A 20,468-nucleotide genomic window follows, 5' to 3' on the forward strand; every position below is an offset into this window, starting at 1 on the left:
ATACCAGAGCCGCGCGTGGAAGCGCCTGTCAGGCAGATGCCGGGCCATGCCGCATCTGCCCGTCACAAGCCGCTGGCTTACTTCTTCGTCACGTCCTTGCGCGCCTTGCTGCCCGTGGCCTCGTTGTACCGCTCCACGTACTCCTCGAACAGCTTGCGGATCGAACGGCCGATTTTCACGTAGTCCGATTCGGCGTCAACGCGGGTTGAGGAGCGCAAGCGCAATGCATTGGTCGAGTGCATCGCACAATCGGGCCGCATCTTTCATCAAAGCACGGCCGATCCGGATCTACAGTGGCGGCATTCCACCATTCCACCATTCCACCATTCCACCAATAGCGAGATGGCAGATGCCCATGATTTCCGCCCTGACTTTCGGCCTTGTGCCCCTGGCCGCCGCGGCGGCGCTTGGCATGGAGCGCGCCGGCCGCAGCATCCTGCTGCAGGCAGCGTGCCTGACCCTTCTGGCCGCCGACTGGGCGCGCGCGGGCCATGCCGTGCTGCCGCATCGCGCGCTGGTGCCTGACCTGGGCGAATTGATGTTCGTGTGGGGCCCGCTGGCGTTCGCCGGCATGCTCGGCTGGGCCTGGCGCACCGCGCGTGCGCTATGATCGCGCATCGCGCTGCGCTTCGATCCAGCCATTCCCAACCGGCGCCAAGCCAGCGGCCGCCCCGCGCACTCCCTTATGAAGCACATCCCGCCGATTCCGCTGCTGCTCGCCTTTGACGCCGTAGCCCGGTTGCGGAGTTTCCACAAGGCTGCCGAGGCGCTTAGCCTCGCCCACAGCACGGTCAGCCACCGCATCCGGGAGCTGGAGCAACTATGCGGGATGGTGCTGTTTGTGCGGACCACCCGCACGGTGACCCCCACGCCAGATGCCGAACGCCTGCTGGTATCCGTGCGCCAAGCGTTGTCCGTGCTGGGCGAAGCCTTTGGCCAGATGGATGGCGCCGCCCGCACAGTGCGCGTCAGCGTCCTCCCCTCCTTTGCCCGTTTCCGAGTCGTGCCTGCGCTGGCGGATTTTCAGCGCTGCCATACGCAGATCGCCATCGAGCTCAACCCCACGAGCCAGATGGTGGTGCCGCGTCACGGCGAGGCGGACATCGCGCTGCGCTTTGCCCGTGCCAAGCCGGTCGAGCCGCATCTGGACCTTGGCCACGACGAATGGTTTCCGGTGGCGGCACCGTCCTATCTGGCCACCCTCAGGCAGCGCGCCCTGCCCAAGTTGTTCGGTGAGGCGATGCTGCTCTCGCACAGCCGCCACGCCTGGGAACCCTGGTTCCAGGAAGCCGGCCTGCCGATGCCGCGTAGCCACCGGGTGACCACCTTCACCGACACCGGCCTGATGCTGGACGCCGCCATGCGCGGGCAGGGCATCGCATACGGACGCCGCTCGCTGCTGCTGCATCTGCTCAAGTCCGGGCAACTGGTGCGGTTGTCGCCGGTCAGCTTGTCATCGGCGCATTCGTACTATCTGATGGTGTCGGAGCGGTTCGAGGCCTCGCCGGAGGTGCGGGTGGTGCATGAGTGGATCAAGGCGCTGGTGGGGGAGGGACAGGGGTAGCGCCCCGGCCACAACTGTTCGCATCGCCACGCAGGTCTGCAGGTCTGCAGGTCTGCAGAGGGTGAACAGAACTGGGCGCTTTCTGTCCGCTCGATGGACGGCGAAGGCGGGCAATGCGCCGGATTGAGCCAGTGTGAGCCGATTGTTCGCCCGCATGCACTACGCTGCAACCAAAGGGAGCCGGAAGGCCAGCACGGGCCGAGCCCCAGGCACGCAGGGGCAGAAGCATCACCAAGGCACGCAAACAGGAGGCCACCATGCAAGCCACGCATCCACCCGCGATCCGCCACATCAATATCGCATTGCAAGGCGGCGGCACCCATGGGGCATTCAGCTGGGGCGTGCTGGACCGGCTGCTGGAAGACAAGCGCATCGGCATCGACGGCATCAGCGGCACCAGCGCCGGTGCCGTCAACGCCACCGTGCTCGCCTACGGCCTGGCAAGCGGTGGGCCGGAGGGCGCGCGGCAGGCCCTGGAGACGTGCTGGCGCAAGGTGTCCGACTGCGCGAAGCTGAGTCCCCTGCAACCTACCTGGCTGGACCGGTTGATGGGTGCCGGCGGCAATATGGAGATGTCGCCGGCGTGGATGGTGTTCGACCATCTCACGCGCTTCTACTCGCCTTACCAGCTCAATCCTTGCAACCTCAACCCGCTGCAGAACATCCTGGATGAGACCATCGATTTCGAGGTGCTGCGCCGCAGCAAGAGCGTCAAGCTGTTCCTGTGCGCAACCAACGTGCTGCGCGGACGCATCCGCGTGTTCAGCACTGGCGAGGTCTGCGCCAAGGCCGTGATGGCTTCGGCCTGCCTGCCGACGCTGTTCCAGGCTGTGGAGATCGACGGCGAGTATTACTGGGACGGCGGTTACATGGGCAACCCGCCGATCTATCCGCTGATCTATGAGACCGACAGCCGCGATGTGCTGATCATCCGCCTCAACCCGATCCACATTCCCCAGGTGCCTGTCACGGCACGCGAAATCCTGGACCGTATCAACACGCTCAGCTTCAACTCCTCGTTGATGCGCGAGATGCGCGCCATCGAGTTCATCACCCGGCTGATCGACGAAGGCGCGCTCGACCCGTCACGCTACCGCCGCATGCTGATCCACAGCATCGATGCCGAAGCCGAGATGGCACGGCTGGGCGCGCCCAGCAAGTTCAACGCGGACTGGGCCTTCCTGCGCGGCCTGTTCACGCTCGGGCGCGAGCGGGCCGACGCCTGGCTCGCGGCAAACTTCGAGGCACTCGGCCAGCGCTCATCGATCGATATCGCTGAAACATTTCTTTGAGCATTCGGCCGCGTACTACCATCAGTGCAGGGCGCCGCGCGAGGCGGGCGGCGAGCGAACAGGTTGAGGTGCATATGGACCGGGAATCGATGCCTGCGATGTCCGACGGTGACGGTTCCGTACTGTTCGCGGATATCAGCAGCAGCACCAAGCTGTATGAAAAGGCAGGCAACGCGGCCGCCTTCGGTGCAATCGGGCAGTGCATCGCCCTGATGAAGTCCTGTTCGTCGGCGCAGCAAGGCCGCGTGGTGAAGACCATCGGCGATGAAGTCATGGCGGTGTTTCCCACTGCCGAAAATGCCATGCAGGCTGCACTCGACATGCAAATGGCGATTGCAGCGCTGCCGCCCGTATCCGGCATCCCCATGTCGATCCATATCGGCTTTCACCACGGCCCGCTCCTGCATGATGCCTCGGGCGACGTGTTCGGCGACACGGTGAACCTTGCCGCGCGCCTCTCCAAGCTCGCATCGCAGGGGCAGATCATTACCAGCAAGGACGCCGTGGCGCATCTGCCGGAAATCCTGCGCCAGGCGATGCGCTACCTCTACCCGATACACGTGCGCGGCAAGGACGTGCCCGTGGAGTTGTTCGAAGCGATATGGCAGCAGAACGCCGACATGACCATTCTCGCCGACGTAAGCCAGCGCGCGATCCGCCCCGCGCTGCTAACGCTGCGGTATCGGGAGATGGAGGTCCGCATGAACGGCGCCTCGCCGCTGGTCACGATAGGGCGCGACGCCGCGATGACGATCGTCGTTGCCGATCCGCAGACATCGCGGTTCCACGCAATGATCGAGTTCCGCGCCGGGAAGTACATGCTGATCGACCGAAGCGCGAACGGTACGCATGTCGCCATCGACGGCGATGGCGAAATCATCCTGCGCCGCGATGAAGTCGCGCTGAGAGGGCACGGCTGGATTACGTTCGGGCAGTCGATGGCTGGCGCCGGGGAGCGGGTCGAGTTCTTTCCGGCTTAGTTTCGGGCCAACACGCTGTACGGAATCTCAACGTGCGGTGAAGCTGCGCTCGCCCTTGGGCGTATCGACTTGTATTTTGGGAAATATAGTGGTGCCCGGGGTCGGACTCGAACCGACACGCCTTGCGGCGGGGGATTTTGAGTCCCCTGCGTCTACCTGTTTCACCACCCGGGCTGAGTGGGTGCTGGCGGATTTGCCGGGAGTCCGGCGTACCAGCACGGTGCTGAGCCGGGAATTATGCCGCAAATCTTGCCAGGCCACAACTGGCTCCGGTAGCGCGGCCCCAACGCGTCCCATCCGCAACCCTGGCGCGCCCGCTTGGCCCGCGTCGCCAGGCTACGATTGCAGGATTCAGGCGGCCTCCGGGCGGTACAGCGGATGAAGCCGGCGAAGGGTGGCGGGCGCTCCCAGGCTTGCCGCAGCGGCCCGACATCCGGGAAGTTGTCGATATCTGGCGCTATGCGAACTCGCTAGCATGCTTGCAGCCGTGGCGCCGCCCGGTTTCTCACATCCACCCCGGAGCCACATGTCAGCCCAGCCCTCCCTCGCCAGTCTTGCACGGCTGCCGTCGCAGGATCCCACCTTCTATGCGCGCGAATACAACAACCGGGCCAACGTGCCCGACAACGCTGCCCACATGGCCCGCTGGGCGGCGCTGTCGCTGCAGGTGCGCAAGCGCGCCGGCTGGCTGGAGGACCTGAGCTACGCCGGTGCCGAGCCCGGCCCGCACGCAGCGGACGAGCGGCTCGATTACTTTCCGGCCGAACCGGCCGAACCGGGCACTGCCGATGGGCCGCCGCCGCTGCTGGTGTTCCTCCACGGCGGCTACTGGCGCGCGCTGGACAAGCGCGACCACAGCCTGGTGGCCAATGCGCTGCCGCACTGCGGCGTGTCGGTGGCGGTGATCAATTACTCGCTGTGCCCGGCGGTGACGGTGGAGACCATCGTGCTGCAGGCCGTGCGCAGCGTGGCCTGGCTGTACCGGGAGTCCGGCCGGCTTGGCCATGACAGGTCGCGCATCTTCGTGGCCGGGCATTCCGTCGGCGGCCACATGGCCGCGATGATGCTCACCACGCTATGGCCGCGCGTAGGCGGCGATCTGCCCGCCGACCTGGTCAAGGGCGTGGTCTCGGTCAGCGGGCTGCATGACCTGGAGCCGCTGCGCCGGGCGGACTTCCTGCAGGTCGACCTGAAGCTATCGGCGCGTGATGTTGAGCGGCTCTCGCCGGCCTTCCTGCCGCCGGCCACGGATGCACCGCTGGTTACCGCGGTGGGCGGGCTGGAGCCGGGCGAATACCATCGGCAGACCGATCTGCTGCGCGCTGGCTGGCCCGCCAACGCGCAGGCGCCCGGTGCGGCGCATGTGCCGATGCCCGCCAGGCACCATTTCAACGTGATGGATGATTTCGCCGACAGGGACAGCCCGTTGCTGCTGGCTGTGCGGCGGATGATGGGGGTGGCTTAGCCCCGCCTTTTTTTTGGGGCCACTCTTCGGCCATTCAGCCCTCCAGCACCCGCAGCAACGACGACGTATCGTCCTTGCCCCAGCCCTTTTCCATCAGCGTGCCGAGCTGGCGCGAGGTGGCTTGCATGGCCGGCAGCTCCAGCCCGAGCTGGCGCGCAATCTCCGCGGCCAGGCCGAAGTCCTTGTCGTGCAGCCGCGCTTCGATACCGGGCGCAAAGTCGTGGGCGACCATCTTCGGTCCCATCATGTCCAGCATGCGGCTGCCGGCCATGCCGGTGGCCATGGCTTGCAGCACGCGGCCGCTGTCTACCTGCTGCGCCTGCGCGAAGCGCATGGCTTCGGCGATGCCTTCGATATTGACCACCTGCGCGATCTGGTTGCACAGCTTGGCGACTTGCCCTGCGCCGTGATCGCCGATGTGGGTGATGGTCTTGCCGAGCAGCGCGAGCAGCGGCCGCACGCGCTCCAGCATCTCGGCCTTGCCGCCCACCATGATGGTGAGGCTGGCGGCCTCGGCGCCAATCGTGCCGCCGGAGACCGGGCAGTCCAGCGCTTCGATGCCGTGCTCGGCCAGCCTGGCGGCAATCTCGCGGGTGACGATGGGCGAGATGGTGCTGTGGTCGATGCAGATGGTGCCCGGCGCCGCACCTTCGATCACGCCGTGCTCGCCCAGCAGCACGGCCTGCACGTCTTCCGATGACGTGACATTGGTAAACACCACCGAGGCGCCGCGCGCGGCTTGCGCCGGCGTGGTGCAGGGCACGGCGCCAAGCGCGCGGGCCGCGTCGGCGGCCTCGGGGCGGCGTACATAGGCGCGCACGGCGTGGCCGCCGGCGAGCAGGTGGCGCACCATCGGCGTGCCCATGGCGCCAAGGCCGATAAAGCCAATCGTTGTATTGCTCATCTCAAATATCCTTGCATATCCTTACTTGTCTGACGCGTAGGCAAACTTGCCGTCGCGGATCACGCCCATCACGCGCGAGCGCTGGTCAAAGCCTTGATGGTCCTTCGCGCTCAGGTTCATCACCCCATTGGGAATGGTCAGGTTGGTGGTCGTCTCCAGTGCATCGCGCATGGCGTGGCGGAACTCGCGCGTGCCCGGCTGCGTGCCGCTCTTGCCGGCACGGCGCGCAGCATCGTCCAGCAGCATCCACGCGCCCCAGGCATCGCCGGCGAATTGCGTGATGCTGTCCACGCCGTACTTCGTCTCATAGCGCGTCACGAAATCCAGCGCCACCTTCTTTACCGGATGGCCATCCGGCAACTGCCGCGCCACCACCACCGGCCCGGTCGGGAACAGCGTGCCTTCCACGTCCTTGCCGCCTACCCGCAGGAAATCCCAGGTGGCGATGCCGTGCGTCTGATACACCTTGCCCTTGTAGCCGCGCTCGGCAAGGGTCTTCTGCGGCAATACCGACGGCGTGCCCGCGCCGGCAATCAGGATCGCATCCGGGGTGGCAGCCATCAGCTTGAGCACCTGCCCGGTTACCGAAGTATCGGTGCGCGAGAAGCGCTCGTTGGCCACCACCTTGAGCTTGCGCATGTCCGCCAGCTTGGAGAACTCGCGCCACCAGCTCTCGCCGTAGGCATCGTTGAAACCGATGAAGCCGACAGTCTTGATGCCGTGGTTGCTCATGTACTCGGTAAGGACCGTAGCCATATGCGAATCGTTTTGCGGCATCTTGAACGCCCAGCGCCGCTTGGGGTCCGACTGCGGCTCGATGATGGCAGCCGACGCAGCCAGGGCCACCATCGGCGTCTCGCCTTCCGCCACGGCGTCCAGCGCAGCAATGGCGGTGGGCGTGATGTTGGGGCCCACCACCACATCCACCTTGTCCTCGGAGATCAGCTTGCGCACATTGCGCACGGCCGCGGCCGGGTCGGAGCCATCGTCCAGGATCACGTACTGCGCGCGCTGGCCGCCCAGGGTCTGCGGCCACATCATGACGGTGTTCTTGGACGGGATGCCGATGGAGGCGGCGGGGCCGGTGGTGGAAACGTCGATGCCCACGCGGATGTCGGCGTGGGCGGGGAGGGCGTTGAGGCAAGCGAGCAGAAGGGCGGCGCACGGCAGGGCGGTGCGCACGAACGGGTGGGGCACGGGTTGTCTCTCCTCTGTGTTTCTTGTTGTGTAAATCGGCAGCGGCCAGCTACCGCTCTCGACTCGCCGATGCGCGCCCGGCGCACTACCGGTCCACGCCTTGAACGCGCTCGGGGATCCATTGTAGGAGCATGGTGACGAGACTGGACGCGGCCATGACTGCCAGCAGGCGATAGCCGTACTTGGCGCCGCCGGACAGAGCCGTGGCCGAGTTGCCAGGATCCATGCAGCCGACCAGCGCCGCCGGCCGCGGCGCAGCGGCTGATACTTGACACTGCGGGCGCGCAGGGCGCCCCGGGATGACTTACCCTGCCAGGCCCTTGTTCGGGTTGATCAGGTACTTCTCGCCCGTCGCGCGCTTGTTGTAGACGGCGATCACGTCCAGGTCCAGCACCTCGGCCAGCGAGATTTCCTTCGAGTAATGGCTGGCGAAGGTGGTTTTCAGCTCCGCCACCACGCGTTGCTTGAGTTCGTTGGCCCGCTCGCGCCCGATCTTCTGCAGGAACGGGAACAGCAGCCAGCCGCCCATGCCCCACGCCATGCCGAAGCTGCGGGTGAACTCGGTCGGGCTGGTGTCCAGGCCGCCGTAGAGGTAGACCTGCTTGTGGGTGGTCGAGCCATAGCGGCTGTATTCGCGCGCGGTCTTGTTCAAGGCCGCTTCCATGCAGGTGAGGATCTGGCCGGCGAGCTTGCCGCCGCCCGTGGCGTCGAACGCGATCGTTGCGCCGGTAGCGACGAGTGCCTCGGTGAGGTCCTGCATGAACGTGGGCGACGCGGCGTTGCAGACGTAGACCGCGCCTTGTGCCTTGAGCAGGTCCGCCTGCTCTTGCTTGCGCACGATGTTCACCAGCTTGATGCCATCCTTGAGGCAGATCTGGTTGAGCATCTGGCCCAGGTTGGAGGCCGCGGCGGTGTGCACCAGGGCGCTATGCCCTTCGCGCCGCATGGTCTCGACCATGCCCAGCGCGGTGAGCGGGTTGACGAATGACGACGCGCCATCGGCGGGCGTGGCGCCTTCGGGCAGGACCAGGCACTGGTCCGCGGGAATGCAGCGGTACTGCGAGTACATCGCGCCGCCGATGGCAGCCACGGTCTTGCCCAGCAACGCTTGCGCCGCAGGGGACGAGCCTGCATCGACGACCACGCCCGCGCCCTCATTGCCAACCGGCATGGACGCATCCATGCGGCCGGCCATGCTGCGCATCGCCCCTTCCGGGACGCGCGCGGTGACCACGGGGCGCTCTGCCGTGCCGCTGGCCTTGGCCGTGCTCATGTCGGCCGCACCGAACAGCAGGCCGAGATCGGACGGGTTGAGGGGAGAGGCTTCAATGCGGATGAGGACTTCATCCGGGCCGGGGTGCGGCGTGTCGATGCTGTCTAGCGACAGCTCGAGTTCACCGCTGCTCTTGATTTGCGAACGAAGTTGAAGGCCGGTGCGCATTCGATGTCTCCTTGATCTGTCGGTGTGCGGTGTGCGGTGTACGGTGTGAGATGGGCCAGGCGGCAATGTGGGGCCGCTCTTGCCGAGCAGTCAGCAATGTAGCAAGTTCCTGTGAAACGCGTACTGGGCCGGATACTCAGGTCATGCGCCTGCCGACAGACCGTCATGCATCGCGCTGATAGAGGCGGATCCATGTGTGCTCGGCCCCGCGCTTCCCCTGCTTGACACCCCGAATCTTTCAACCTAAAGTTTGCCTGCAGATCTAGATAAGAGACCATCTGTAAGATGGTCTCTTCCTGCGTGCAGCTTGCTGCGGCCTCTTACAGAAATAAAACAAGGAGACCGCTGTGCAATCCACGATCAAGATCCGTGGCATCGATGATGTCATCGCATTTATTGATTCCTGCCCAAGCATAAAAGGTAGAGCCGGCCTCATCTGGTGGCTTGCGCTGGGAGGACTGTTCCTCGACGCATTTTCCAATTCGGCATTGAGCGCCGGGCTCGGGCCCATGACGCGCAACCTGCAGCTTGCCGCTTCACAGGTTGCGCTGCTGACATCCTTTGCTTCGTGGGTGGCTATCGCCTTCAATCCCATCGGCGGATGGATGGCGGACCGGTGGGGCCGCATTCGCCCGCTGATCATCGCGAAATTCCTGGCGGTGATTGGCGCGCTGCTGGTGGTGTTCGCGCCTGGCTTCGAAGTGATCCTAGTCGGGCGCTTCTTTGTCGGCGCGGCCTACGGCATCGACTTTGCCATCGCCATGGCCGTGCTGGCCGAGTTCACGCCGGTCAGGCTGAAGAGCCGGCTCAATACCTGGCAGGGCATGTGGTACACCGCGGTCTGCAGCAATTTGCTGCTGGCGTTGCTGTTCCATTCGTGGAATGTGGGCGACGCCATCTGGCGCTACTCCGTGGCCGCCACCGCCATCTTCGGGCTTGGCATCCTGGTGCTGCAGCTTGCGTTCCTGGTGGAGAGCCCGATCTGGCTGGCGCGCAAGGAGCGCCTGGTCGACGCCGCCAAGGCAATGACGCGCATCTATGGCCGGCCCTTCGCCGCCGCGCCGGTGGGAGAGCGCCTGCCCGTGCTGAACCAGGCAAAGCGCGGGCTGGCCAATGTGCTGCTGATCTTTCGCGGTGTGTATCTGCCGCGCACCGTTCTTGCGGCGACGGTGCAGATCGGGCAATCCATCCAGTACTTCGCGGTCGGCTGGTATCTGCCGCTGATCAGCGCGGCGCTGTTCGGCAAGGACTTTGTCTACGCCACGGTGGGTGCGCTGGTCTTCAACGTCTTTGGCATCCTTGGTGGCTTCATGTCGCCGCTGATCGGGCGCAAGCTGGGTTTGCGCCGTGCTTCCGCCTTTGGTTTCGCCGCCGTTTTTGTCATGCTGCTGATCCTCGGCCTGTTCAACGGCAAGATGCCGATCTGGGTGGCGGTGATCGTGCCGTCGCTGTTCATCCTTTTCCATTCAGGCGGTCCCGGCGCCAACGGCAAGAGCCTTTCGTCGCTGTCGTTTCGCAGCGAACTGCGCGCGGGGGCCAACGGCATCATCGGCGCGCTGGGCTCAACCGGCGCCGCACTGGGCCTGTTGATCTTCCCGCTCTTCCGGGAGAAATACGGCCTGGAGACGACCTTTCTCATCCTCTCGATCGTGCCGCTGACGGCCAGCATCATCTGCTTTGCCATCAAGTGGGACCCGACGCGCACCGCCATCCATCCTGACAACGAAGCCGACGCTCCGCAATTCAGCGGCGACGAGGCGCCGGCCCCGGCGTTCCTCAACCCGGCGATAGAGAAATCCCAACGATGAAGACCAACAGCAACGTCATACTCGCCATCGACGAAGGCACGTCCGGCACGCGGGCGGCCGTGGTTGCCGCCGACGGCCATGTCTCGTGCCTCGAATACACGACGCTGCAGGTGGACGCGCCACGGCCCGGCGTGGTCGAGCAAGATGCCAACGCGATACTGGAAAAGACGATCGCCGTCTGCCGCGCCACCATCGCACGCGCGCAGCAAGAGCAGTTGCGCATTGTCGCGCTGGGCATTGCCACGCAGCGTGCCACCGCGGTGCTGTGGGATACCCGCAGCGGGCGGGCGATCGTGCCCGCCATGGTCTGGCAGGACACGCGCTATGTCAGCGAGCTCAGCGCGCTGGCGCCGGCCTGGGACAAGACGCTGCTCGAGCAGGTCGGGCGCCCGGTCGGCGTGCGTTCTCCCTACCTCTGGGCCGCGCGCCATTTGCGGGACACGCCCGAGGTGGCCGAGGCGTTCCGCGCGGGCAGCCTGGCGTTCGGCACCATCGACACCTGGCTGCTCTGGCATCTGTCGACCGAGCGCGCCTGCGTGACCACGCCGACTAACGCCACCTCCGCCAGCGCCTACGTGCTGGCCGGGCACCGCTATCACCTTGGCTGGCTCGATGCGCTGGAATTCCCGCACACGCTGCTGCCCGCGCTGCGCCAGGACGCCGACGATTTCGGGCGCACGCGCGCCGAGCTGCTGGGCATCGACGTGCCGATTCTCGCTTGCGCGGGCGACCAGCTTGCCGGCGCCGCGGGGCTCGGATGCCTGGAGCGCGGGCAGTCGATGTGCGTGCACGGCACCGGCAGCTTCGTGGACCTGGTGATCGGGCCGCAGCCGCCGGCCAAGGCCGGCCTGTACGACGGCACCCTGACCATGACCGCGCGCCGGCAGCACGATGTGTCGCATCTTTCCGTGGAGACCTTCGTCGCCACCACGGGCTCCGCACTGAATTGGGTTTGCGAGAAGCTGCGCTGGTTCGAGAGCGCGAAGCAGATCAGCGCGCTGGCCGCCACCGTCGGCTCCGCGCGCGGCGTGACCTTCCTGCCCGCGCTCACCGGGCTGCGCGTCCCGCAGATGCAGCCCGAAGCCCGCGCGTCGCTGACGGGCATCTCCATCGCAAGCACGCAGGCCGAGGTGGCCTACGCCATCCTGGAAGGCATCGCGCATGCGGTGTCGTCCTGCATGGAGGCCAACGAGGAAGTCGCCGGCGTGCCCGTGGCCGAACTCATCGTCGGTGGCGGCCTCTCCGGCAGCGACGCGCTGCTGCAGATCCAGGCGGACCTGACCGGCATGCCGATCCGGCGCATGCGCGAGACCGATCGCGCCAGCTTGCGCGGCATCGCCTTCTTCGCGGGCTCGTCGGGGCTGCTGTGGGACTCGCTGCAGGACGCCCGCGCGACCAATGAAACCGATGCCGTGTTCGAGCCACGCCTGGGTGCCGACCAGCGTGGCGAGCGCCGCGCGCTCTGGCACGCACGGGTGGCGTCCGAGCTGCGCCACGCGCAATCCTTCCATCACCACTGACCTGCCAGGAGATCGCCGAAACATGATGGTTTTTCCATCCAGAAGTCCCAGCCGGGACCGCGCCCGGATGACATCCACCGAACCGCTGCGCCTGGTGCGCCAGGCGCAGCTCGATCGCCTCGGCAGCGAGACCTTCGACATCCTCATCGTCGGCGGCGGCGTGACCGGCGCCTATGCCGCGCTGGATGCCAGCCTGCGCGGCTATCGCGTTGCCTTGGTGGAGAAGAACGATTTCGCCTCCGGTACGTCGTCCAAGTCCTCCAAGATGGTGCATGGCGGGTTGCGTTACATCGAGCAGGGCAATCTCGGCCTGGTGCGCCATTCCCTGCTGGAGCGCCAACGCCTGCGCAGGAATGCGCGGCATCTGGTGCAGCGCCTGCCGTTCCTGTTTCCCGTGATGGAGAAGGACGGCGTGTTCGACAAGCGCCTGGCCAAGGCATTCGAGAGCCTACTCTGGACCTACGACCTGGCCGGCGGCTGGCGCGAAGGCATCCTGCATCAAAAGCTCACCAAGGCCGAGGTGCTGTCGCATTGCCCGACCTTCAACGAGGAGAACCTGCTCGGCGGCTTCATGTACTTCGATGCGCGCGTGGACGATGCCCGGCTCACGCTGAACATCGCCCGCACTGCGGCCTTTCACGGCGCGGCAGTGGCCAACCACGCGAAGGTGGTGGAGATCACGCGCAACGGTCACGGCAAGGTCGACGGCGCCATCATTCATGCCGGGGATCGAGAGATCCGCGCCAGGGCCGGCGTCGTCGTCATGGCCACTGGCGTGTGGCTGCGTGACTGGACCGGCCGCAAGAAGGGCGAGGAAAAGACGCTGCATATCCGCCCTGCCAAGGGCGTGCATGTGGCCATTCCCTGGCTCAAGGTCCGCAACGACTGCACCGTGACCATCCCCGTGCCGGGGCGCAACCGCCGCGCCACCATCACGCGCTGGGGCAACGTCTCCTACCTGGGCACCACGGACGAAGATTACGAGGGCGATCTCGACAACGTTTGCTGCACCCGCGAGGAACTCGACTTCCTGCTGGACGGCGCGCGCTGGGCGCTGAAGACGGACCTGCAGGCCGAAGACGTGCTGGGCAGCATCGCGGGCTGCAGGCCGCTGGTGGCGCCGCCGGGGGGCAAGACGCTGGAGATCAAGCGCAACCATGAGATCCACACCGCCGCCGATGGCCTCGTCACCATCGTCGGGGGCAAGCTGACCACCTCCCGGCACATGGCGGAGCAAACCGTCGACGCGGCCCAGAAAGTGATTGGCCAGCGCAACCGATGCCAAACCAAATCCGCGTACCTGCTGGGTGCCGCGGGATACGACGCGCAGGCCATCGTGGCTTCCGGCGGCTTGTCCGCCCACCTGGGCGAGCGTTATGGCACGGAAGCCCGTTTCGTCAGCGACATCCTGCAAGCCGATGCGCGCCTGCAGGCACCGATTGTCGAAGGGCTTCCCTATACCGAAGCCGAGATCGTCTACGCCGCGCGCCACGAGCTGGCGGGGAGCGTGGACGACGTGCTCTCGCGCCGCATCCGCGCCCGCCTAATGGCGCGCGATGCCTCGGCGCGCGCCGCGTCCCGCGTGGGCGCAATCCTGCAGGCCGAGCTCGGCCTGTCCGAATCCGAGGTGGCGCAGCAGGTCAATGATTACCTGGCTGCCGTCGCACATGAAAAATCCGTTCTACTGGGAGATGCACAATGATCAGCAAGGAAGCCATCAAGCGCGGCTACAACCGTGGCAACTACGTCGTCGGCGCGCACACGCCGCCGGCCTATGCGGCCACCATCAAGGAACCCTCCTCCATGCCCGGCGGGCCCGGCCTGCAGCGCAATGCCGTCGCCGTGGATGCCGCGCACATCGATGCGCTGCGCGGCGTGGCCGATGAGGTGCTGACCGATACCGCCAGCGTGGTGGCCAGGACGCGCGACTGGTGGGCCGGCTCCATGATGACCGAGACCGCCGGCCGGCCGGCCACGCCGCAGGCCGTCATCGTGCGCGTGTCCACGATCGGGCAGATCCAGGCCGTCATGCGGATCGCGCACGCGGCGGCGATCCCGTTGACGGTGTCGGCGGGCCGCAGCAACGTCACCGGCGCCGCGCTGCCGGTACGCGGTGGCATCGTGCTGGACGTGTGCGCGCTGAACAAGGTGCTGGACTTCGACAGGGAAAGCCAGATCGTCGAGGTGGAAGCCGGCCTGTTCGGCGACGTGTTCGAGCAGACCATCCAGAAGGACTATGGCATGACCATGGGCCACTGGCCGTCGTCCTTCGCCATCAGCACCGTGGGCGGCTGGGTGGCGTGCCGCGGCGCCGGGCAGCTTTCGACGCGCTACGGCAAGATCGAGGACATGGTCTTCGGCATGGATGTGGTGCTGGCCGACGGCAGCCTGATCAGCGTGGGCGGCTACTCGCGCGCGGCGCTCGGCTCGGACCTGCAGCAACTGTTCATCGGCTCGGAAGGCACGCTCGGCGTGATCGTGCGCGTGCGCCTCAAGCTGCATCGGCTGCCGGACTACGGCCGCGCCATCGCCTATGGCTTCAAGACCTTCGCCATCGGCCTGCAAGCCTGCCGCGAGATCATGCAGCGCGGCGCCAATCCCGCAGCCCTGCGCCTGTACGACGAGCTCGAGAGCCGCGTGCAGTTCAACCTGCCCGACACCAACGTGCTGCTGATCGCCGACGAAGGCGCGCGCGAGATGGTCGATGCCGTGATGGCCATCAGCGAAGGCGTGTGCAAGGCGCTCGGTAGTGCGCTGGACAGCGAAGCGATCTTCGAGCGCTGGCTGGATACGCGCTACCTGACCGGCAAGAGCGCGGAAGGCTTCAAGCGCAGCCCCGGCTTTGTCGCCGACACGCTGGAGATGTCCGGCCCCTGGAGCGACCTGCCCGCCATCTACACGGACGTGGTCAACGCCATCAACGCCGTGCCTGGCACGCTCGCTGGCTCGGCGCACCAGTCGCATGCCTATGTGGACGGCGCCTGCTTGTACTTCTCGCTGCGCGGCGAGGTCGAGGTGGAGAACCGGGCGAAGTGGTATCGCCAGGCCTGGGATGCCGCCAACGCGGTGTTGATCAAATACAATGCCGCGTTGAGCCACCACCACGGCATCGGGCTGCTGCGCGCGCCTTATATGCGCGAATCGCTGGGCAGCGCCTTTGCGGTGCTGATGGCGGTCAAACAAGCGCTGGATCCCAAGAACATCCTCAACCCCGGAAAGCTCGGCCTGACGGACGCGCTGCCCTACGACCCGGATCGGTAAGCATCATGGATAAGTCACTCGGGGCACGCCTGACGCGGCACCCGGTCATCGCGACGCTCTTCGGTGTCGAGCAGGCCGATATCCTGATCGAGAGCCACGCCGAGGTCTGCATCGTTGCCAACGTGGAGCTGCGCAAGCTGCAGCCCGTGGTGGCCACGCTGACCAAGGCCGGCAAGTACGTCATCGTCAATATCGACAGCTGCGAAGGGCTGTCGCAGGACAAGGGCGGCGTCGAATATCTCGCCGATATCGGGGTGACCAGTCTCGTTTCGACCCGGGTGGCCACCATCCAGCGCGCCAACCGGGCCGGCCTGATCACCATGCAGAAGGTGTTCGTGACCGACCGTTCGACCTGGCCGCGCAGCGTCAAGGCGCTGGAGCAGAGCGATCCCAACCTGGTGCAGCTGATGCCCGCGCCCATGCTCGCGCATCTTTCCACCCAGGACCGCAAGGCGCTGCCGCCCATCGTCACTTCGGGGTTCGTCTGCAACAAGGACGACATCCGCAGTGCGATCCGGGAAGGCGCCGTGGCGGTGTCCACCAGCGACAGCAAGCTGTGGAACCTGAAGCCTTCTGAGCTGAAGTCCTGAAGCCTGATCGAGCGAAAGCACGCCTGTGCGTGCTTTCGCTCGCCGGGCGCCACTCAGCCCCGGCCGCCGTCGGTGTACGGGTCAACCTGGCGAGCGCCTTCGCCGAACGCGTCGAACTTGCCGGCGCGGCCACCGTCGGTGTAGGGGTCCACTTTGCCGGCCCGGAAGTTGTAGCCGTAGCGGTCACCGTAGAGGGTATGGTCCTGTGGGCTCGCGGCCTGGGCGGCGCCGGCGAGCAAAGCCGCTGCAAGCGCGGCGGCGGTGAGGGTGGCAATGGCAAATTTGTTGTGCATGGCGTGCTCCTTGAAAGCAAGGTTCGGCCTCTTGCGTGCCGTTGGATCTCGTGACGTTCGTGACGAAAAAGGGGCGGGGTCAGAGTGGAAAGATCTTCGGCTCGCCGGAGCCGGGTCCTATTGCCGGCCCGTGATAGATCGGCGAGCCGCACGGGAACGAGTTCGGGATCGCGGGCATTTCCGGCAATTCCGGCAATTCCGGCATGCCGGGCAGCTTCGGAAACTCGCCATAGCCGGGATCCCTGCGGATGATCATGGGCATGGGGTAGACACCGGTGCCGCCGGTCATGGCAATCCGGGTGGCCTGCTCAAGCTCGCTGAGGCGAGGCAGGTTTCCGATGGATAGGGTGGACATGGTCTTCTCCTGAGTGGGGTGTGATGGAGGAGCGCCGGGCTCGACGCTCCCCCTTCACCACGCACACGGCATGCCATGGCCCGGTGCCGCGCAGTGTGCGCGGGCGGGCATAAATCCGGTAGAAAACGATGGTGCCGCGCCAACACGCCGGGCAAGCGTCGGCGGCGCGCAGACACCTGCGCAGGATTGTTGCCCGTGACTTGCGCGACACCGTGGCGCCTACATCCCCTTGAACGCGTCCGCATAAAGCCGGCTGACCCCCAGCTTTTCCGGCCGGTCGCGCAAGGTCAGGGTGAGCTTGCCGCTGTCATCGCGCAGCGCGCTGGCAATGGCCGTGCAGCGTACGATGGTGCTGCGGTGGACCTGCCAGAAGCACGCCGGGTCGATCCGCATCTGCAGCTCCCGCAGCGACATGCGAATCAGGTGCTCGCGCTGCGCGGTGACCACCCGCACATACTTGTCCGCGGCCTCGAAATACAGCACCTCGTCAATCGGCACCATCGTGATGGTATTGCCGGCGCTGGCCTGGATCACCTGCAATGGGCTGGCCGCCGGCGCGGCTGGCGGCGCGGACATGCCGACGGCAAGCAGCGCGCGCAACTGATCCATGGCGGCGTCCAGCGATGGCGGGGCGGCCTGCGGGGCCGCACGCTGTTGCAACGTGGCTTGCAGGCGCGCGCAGGTCTTTGCCAGGCGGTCGGCCTGCACGGGCTTTAGCACGTAGTCGACGGCCGCATGCTCGAATGCGTGCAAGGCGTAATTGTCGTAAGCCGTCACGAAGACGATCAGCGGGAACGGCTTGGCCGAGTCGGGCCAGTCCTCGGCCAGGGTCTGCGCTGCCTCCAGTCCGCTCATGCCCGGCATGCGGATATCCAGGAACAGCAGATCGGGCTGCAACGCGAGCGCCTGTGCCACGGCGGCCTCGCCGTCGCCTACCGTCGCGACGATGTTCAGCGCCGGCCACAAGCGGGCCAGCTCCGCCTGGAGGTCCGCGGCCAGCAGCGCTTCGTCTTCGGCGATCAGGGCAGTGGTTCGCATGGAGGCGATATGGGGAGGGGGCGGCAGTGAATCAGGATAGCGGAAGGCGCACGACGGCCAGCGTGCCGCCGCCGCTGTCATCGCCGTCATCGCCAGCACGCAGCAGCTCGAAGCTTGCCGCTTTGCCGTAGAGCTGGGCGAGCCGTTCGCGCACCTGCGATGTGCCAAAGCAATCCGAGCCGGGCGGCAGCTCGCTCAAGCCCGCGCCGGTGTCGCGCACGCCAAGCACCAGCGTGCTGCCTTCGCGGCGGGCTGTCACCTTGATCCAGCCGCCCGCGACGATGGGCTCCAGCCCGTGCTTGATGGCGTTCTCAACCAGTGGCTGCAGCAGCAGCGGCGGCACGGGCAGGTTGGCCAGGCCGGCGGGCAGGTCCAGCTCGACCTGCAGCCGCGCGCCCATGCGCACCTGCATCAGCGCCAGGTAGTCGGCGATGCGATCGAACTCGCATGACAGCGGATGCGAGCCGGAGCGCGACGCCTGCAGCGTGGCGCGCAAGAACGAGATCACCTGGTTCAGCATCTCTTGCGCGCGCTGCGGATCCTGCCCGATCATCACGCGCAGGTTGCCCAGCGTATTGAACAGCATGTGCGGCTCCAGCTGCGACTCCAGCAAGCGCAGCTGATTCTCCGCGGCGCTGCGCATGGCCGCCTGCGCCCGCGCGTCCGCAGCCGCCATGCGCCCGCGTGCATAGTGGAAGTAAGAGATGCCGAGCGCCAGCACCAGCGCCACCGTCATGCTAAGCAGCAGGGCGCGCGGATTGCGCATCAGATCCGACGGCGTGCCGTGGCTACCGGTGAGCAGGTCGGCAATCGCATGCCCGCCAAAATAGCCCGCTACGCCGGACACGACGATCCACGGAAACATCCACTTCCAGTCCGGCCAGCGCCGCTGCGTGGTGGAAGCGCCCGGCGAGCCATCGGGCAGCCGGCGCGTGAGGCCATAGCGGCCCAGCTTCACCAGCGCCTGTATCAACATCGTGATGCACAGGGCATAGGCCAGGTTCATGCCAAACGGCTCGCGGAACACGACGGAGAAGAAGCCGGCGGCACCGAGCGCCACGGGCACGCCAATCCGCAGTTCGCGAAACAGCCAGGCCAGTGCCTTGGCGGGATGGCGCATGATGGGCTGTGGCCGGATTTCAGCCACCAGCAACGCCCCGGGACATCTCAGCCTGCGGGCGCCGCGCGCGCAGTTCCGCCGTGGTGCTGCCCTCGCCATGCGGCGTCCAGCCCGGCGGCATGAGCAAGTACCCAAGGAACGCGCGCAAGCTGCGCGCCCCCGCCAGGTCGCGCAGCAGATGCATCCACTGCGTGAACTCGATCCGCAACGGGTTCGCGCTCTCGATCGGATGCACAAGGCCATACCGGCAGGGCAGGTCCTCGCGCTCCTTCACGTAGGTGCCAAACAAGCGATCGAACACCACCAGCACACCGCCATAGTTCGCATCCAGGTACTCAAGGTTGGACGCGTGATGCACCCGGTGCGCCGAAGGCGTATTGAAGATCCCCTCCAGCCAGCCCAAGCGCGGAATCCACGTCGCATGAATCCAGAACTGATAGAGCAGGTTCAGCGACAACACGGCAAACACGATTTGCGGCTCAAAGCCAATCCAGGCCAGCGGCAAGAAGAACAGTGCCGTGCCGGTCAGCTTGCCGAGAACCCCGATGCGAAACGCCGCCGACAGGTTCAGCTGGTTCGGCGAGTGGTGCACCGCGTGGTTGCTCCAGAACCACCGCACCCTGTGCGCCGCGCGGTGATACCAGTAGTAGCAGAACTCCTGCCCTATAAACAGCAGCGGCAACGCGATCCAGCCGGTGGGATGAATCGTCATCCAGCGGTGCTCGAACGCAAGCCGCACCAGCGGCGCCGCGATCGACAGCGGCAAGGCAATGCCCACCGCGATGCGCGCCACCAGATCCAGCGCCGACACCCCGAACGCCCGCCAGTCGTAGCGCTGGCGGCGCGACAAGACGATGGCCTCGATCAAGGCGAATGCCAGTACCGACGGGGCCGCGATAAACAGCTGAAATTTCTCGAATGCGTTCATGACGGCAGGCCTGGACGTGGTTCGGGACAGGGGGGTGCTGGCTTCGGTTGCTGGCATCAGCGGCGGCCTGAGTGATCAGCCCGGCACGCTGTCAAGCATTGCCTGCCGGGTCAGCCTCCAGGTCACCAGGCTACGTGAGAGGAAGATACCGCTAACGGCACCATAGATAAAGCCGATCGGCGTTGCCACCCCGGCATGCCACAGCAAACCGGGGTTTACCGCCATGGCTGCGCTCACGCCGTAGCGGGTGATGAACAGGCAGAGGATCAACGCCAGCGGCACCCAGCTTGCGGGCACCAGCAGGCGGCGATCGGCCTCCAGCCAGCGAATGCCGCTCCAGGCGCCGATGGTGTGGGCCAGCGCCAGCGCGCAAGCCACGCCGATGCCCCATCCAAGCAGCGCGAGCGGCTGCGCGGAGAAGGCCGAGATGACGCCGCCCAGCGAGACCACCGCCATGGCCACGGGCACGGCCGTGGCGCGGGCCGGTGTCATTCGTCTGGGGACGGCTTGCGAGAGGCCGAGCGCGATCAGGCCCGCGAGCACGATCCAGACCCATCGGGGCGTGTGGAGGAGGATTTCAGTGAGCATGGGGGGCATCCAGTCTGGTCGGGGGAAACGCGATGGTGCTCATATTCGGCTGACACCGGCGCGGTGTGCAGGTCGCTGCGACGAAACGCCGGATGGTGTCGCGAAGCGCAGGCGGTGCGGGTCG

General features: G+C 66.3%; 21 protein-coding genes and 1 tRNA gene. 10 read left to right on the forward strand and 12 right to left on the reverse strand.

From position 1 onward, the window contains the following. Positions 1-77 precede the first annotated feature (77 nt). Positions 78-242, reverse strand: coding sequence for a hypothetical protein (locus tag AB4061_RS36550; RefSeq protein ID WP_441641004.1), 165 nt, complete (start codon positions 240-242; stop codon positions 78-80). Positions 243-349: 107 nt separating this feature from the next. Between AB4061_RS36550 and AB4061_RS36555 the strand changes: the two genes are divergently transcribed. The 4 genes from AB4061_RS36555 to AB4061_RS36570 all read left to right on the forward strand — a co-directional run bounded on the left by AB4061_RS36555 (position 350) and on the right by AB4061_RS36570 (position 3,836). Continuing rightward, positions 350-610, forward strand: a complete 261-nt coding sequence (locus AB4061_RS36555) for a hypothetical protein (protein ID WP_441641005.1) — start codon at positions 350-352, stop codon at positions 608-610. Positions 611-685: 75 nt separating this feature from the next. Beyond that, positions 686-1,564 carry a LysR substrate-binding domain-containing protein gene (locus AB4061_RS36560; RefSeq protein ID WP_441641006.1) on the forward strand — a complete coding sequence of 293 codons (879 nt, stop codon included), beginning with the start codon at positions 686-688 and terminating at the stop codon, positions 1,562-1,564. A 257-nt stretch (positions 1,565-1,821) separates the two neighbouring features. Further along, positions 1,822-2,856, forward strand: a complete 1,035-nt coding sequence (locus AB4061_RS36565; protein ID WP_441641007.1) for a patatin-like phospholipase family protein — start codon at positions 1,822-1,824, stop codon at positions 2,854-2,856. 74 nt (positions 2,857-2,930) lie between these two features. Continuing rightward, positions 2,931-3,836 (forward strand): adenylate/guanylate cyclase domain-containing protein, encoded by a 906-nt coding sequence (locus tag AB4061_RS36570; RefSeq protein WP_441641031.1) that lies wholly within the window; start codon positions 2,931-2,933, stop codon positions 3,834-3,836. 89 nt (positions 3,837-3,925) lie between these two features. Here the strand turns inward: AB4061_RS36570 and AB4061_RS36575 are convergent. Next, positions 3,926-4,010, reverse strand: a tRNA-Leu gene (locus AB4061_RS36575). A 352-nt stretch (positions 4,011-4,362) separates the two neighbouring features. On the opposite strand from AB4061_RS36575, the gene AB4061_RS36580 reads away from it, so the two are divergent. Then, positions 4,363-5,301 (forward strand): alpha/beta hydrolase, encoded by a 939-nt coding sequence (locus tag AB4061_RS36580; protein WP_441641008.1) that lies wholly within the window; start codon positions 4,363-4,365, stop codon positions 5,299-5,301. 34 nt (positions 5,302-5,335) lie between these two features. On the opposite strand, the gene AB4061_RS36585 is transcribed toward AB4061_RS36580, so the two are convergent. The 4 genes from AB4061_RS36585 to AB4061_RS36600 all read right to left on the reverse strand — a co-directional run bounded on the left by AB4061_RS36585 (position 5,336) and on the right by AB4061_RS36600 (position 8,843). Then, positions 5,336-6,205 carry an NAD(P)-dependent oxidoreductase gene (locus AB4061_RS36585; protein WP_441641009.1) on the reverse strand — a complete coding sequence of 290 codons (870 nt, stop codon included), beginning with the start codon at positions 6,203-6,205 and terminating at the stop codon, positions 5,336-5,338. A gap of 21 nt (positions 6,206-6,226) precedes the next feature. Then, the gene (locus AB4061_RS36590) at positions 6,227-7,387 is read right to left on the reverse strand and encodes an ABC transporter substrate-binding protein (protein WP_441641032.1); all 1,161 of its coding nucleotides are present in this window, start codon (positions 7,385-7,387) and stop codon (positions 6,227-6,229) included. 100 nt (positions 7,388-7,487) lie between these two features. Then, entirely contained in the window at positions 7,488-7,628 is a 141-nt protein-coding gene (locus AB4061_RS36595; RefSeq protein ID WP_441641010.1) for a hypothetical protein, read from the reverse strand. Positions 7,629-7,706: 78 nt separating this feature from the next. Then, complete coding sequence (locus tag AB4061_RS36600) at positions 7,707-8,843, reverse strand: zinc-binding dehydrogenase (protein WP_441641011.1); 1,137 nt, start codon at positions 8,841-8,843, stop codon at positions 7,707-7,709. 347 nt (positions 8,844-9,190) lie between these two features. Between AB4061_RS36600 and AB4061_RS36605 the strand changes: the two genes are divergently transcribed. The 5 genes from AB4061_RS36605 to AB4061_RS36625 are packed head-to-tail and all read left to right on the forward strand — an operon-like array spanning position 9,191 to position 16,022. After that, positions 9,191-10,651: an MFS transporter gene (locus AB4061_RS36605; protein ID WP_441641012.1), complete on the forward strand. Its 1,461-nt coding sequence runs from the start codon at positions 9,191-9,193 to the stop codon at positions 10,649-10,651. Then, positions 10,648-12,171, forward strand: coding sequence for an FGGY family carbohydrate kinase (locus tag AB4061_RS36610; RefSeq protein WP_441641013.1), 1,524 nt, complete (start codon positions 10,648-10,650; stop codon positions 12,169-12,171). Before AB4061_RS36605 ends, AB4061_RS36610 begins: the two co-directional genes overlap by 4 nt. Positions 12,172-12,193: 22 nt before the next feature. Then, a complete protein-coding gene (locus AB4061_RS36615; RefSeq protein WP_441641014.1) occupies positions 12,194-13,873 on the forward strand; it encodes an FAD-dependent oxidoreductase in 1,680 nt (559 codons plus the stop codon). Further along, positions 13,870-15,432 carry an FAD-binding oxidoreductase gene (locus tag AB4061_RS36620; protein WP_441641015.1) on the forward strand — a complete coding sequence of 521 codons (1,563 nt, stop codon included), beginning with the start codon at positions 13,870-13,872 and terminating at the stop codon, positions 15,430-15,432. The genes AB4061_RS36615 and AB4061_RS36620 overlap by 4 nt, the downstream gene beginning before the upstream one ends. Before the next feature lie 5 nt (positions 15,433-15,437). After that, positions 15,438-16,022, forward strand: coding sequence for a glycerol-3-phosphate responsive antiterminator (locus AB4061_RS36625; protein ID WP_441641016.1), 585 nt, complete (start codon positions 15,438-15,440; stop codon positions 16,020-16,022). 53 nt (positions 16,023-16,075) lie between these two features. Here AB4061_RS36625 and AB4061_RS36630 read toward each other — a convergent pair whose 3' ends face one another. The 6 genes from AB4061_RS36630 to AB4061_RS36655 form a co-directional block, all read right to left on the reverse strand. After that, a complete protein-coding gene (locus AB4061_RS36630) occupies positions 16,076-16,315 on the reverse strand; it encodes a hypothetical protein (protein WP_441641017.1) in 240 nt (79 codons plus the stop codon). A gap of 79 nt (positions 16,316-16,394) precedes the next feature. Next, positions 16,395-16,670 carry a hypothetical protein gene (locus tag AB4061_RS36635; RefSeq protein ID WP_441641018.1) on the reverse strand — a complete coding sequence of 92 codons (276 nt, stop codon included), beginning with the start codon at positions 16,668-16,670 and terminating at the stop codon, positions 16,395-16,397. A 219-nt stretch (positions 16,671-16,889) separates the two neighbouring features. Then, entirely contained in the window at positions 16,890-17,708 is an 819-nt protein-coding gene (locus AB4061_RS36640; protein WP_441641019.1) for a LytR/AlgR family response regulator transcription factor, read from the reverse strand. A 31-nt stretch (positions 17,709-17,739) separates the two neighbouring features. Further along, a complete protein-coding gene (locus AB4061_RS36645; protein WP_441641020.1) occupies positions 17,740-18,828 on the reverse strand; it encodes a sensor histidine kinase in 1,089 nt (362 codons plus the stop codon). Positions 18,829-18,847: 19 nt separating this feature from the next. Then, positions 18,848-19,756, reverse strand: coding sequence for a sterol desaturase family protein (locus AB4061_RS36650; protein WP_441641021.1), 909 nt, complete (start codon positions 19,754-19,756; stop codon positions 18,848-18,850). A 75-nt stretch (positions 19,757-19,831) separates the two neighbouring features. Further along, positions 19,832-20,344, reverse strand: a complete 513-nt coding sequence (locus AB4061_RS36655; RefSeq protein WP_441641022.1) for a DUF6622 family protein — start codon at positions 20,342-20,344, stop codon at positions 19,832-19,834. Positions 20,345-20,468: the final 124 nt, after the last annotated feature.

The sequence above is a fragment of the Cupriavidus sp. YAF13 genome (assembly GCF_052113425.1).
In the GTDB taxonomy this organism is placed as follows: Bacteria; Pseudomonadota; Gammaproteobacteria; order Burkholderiales; family Burkholderiaceae; genus Cupriavidus.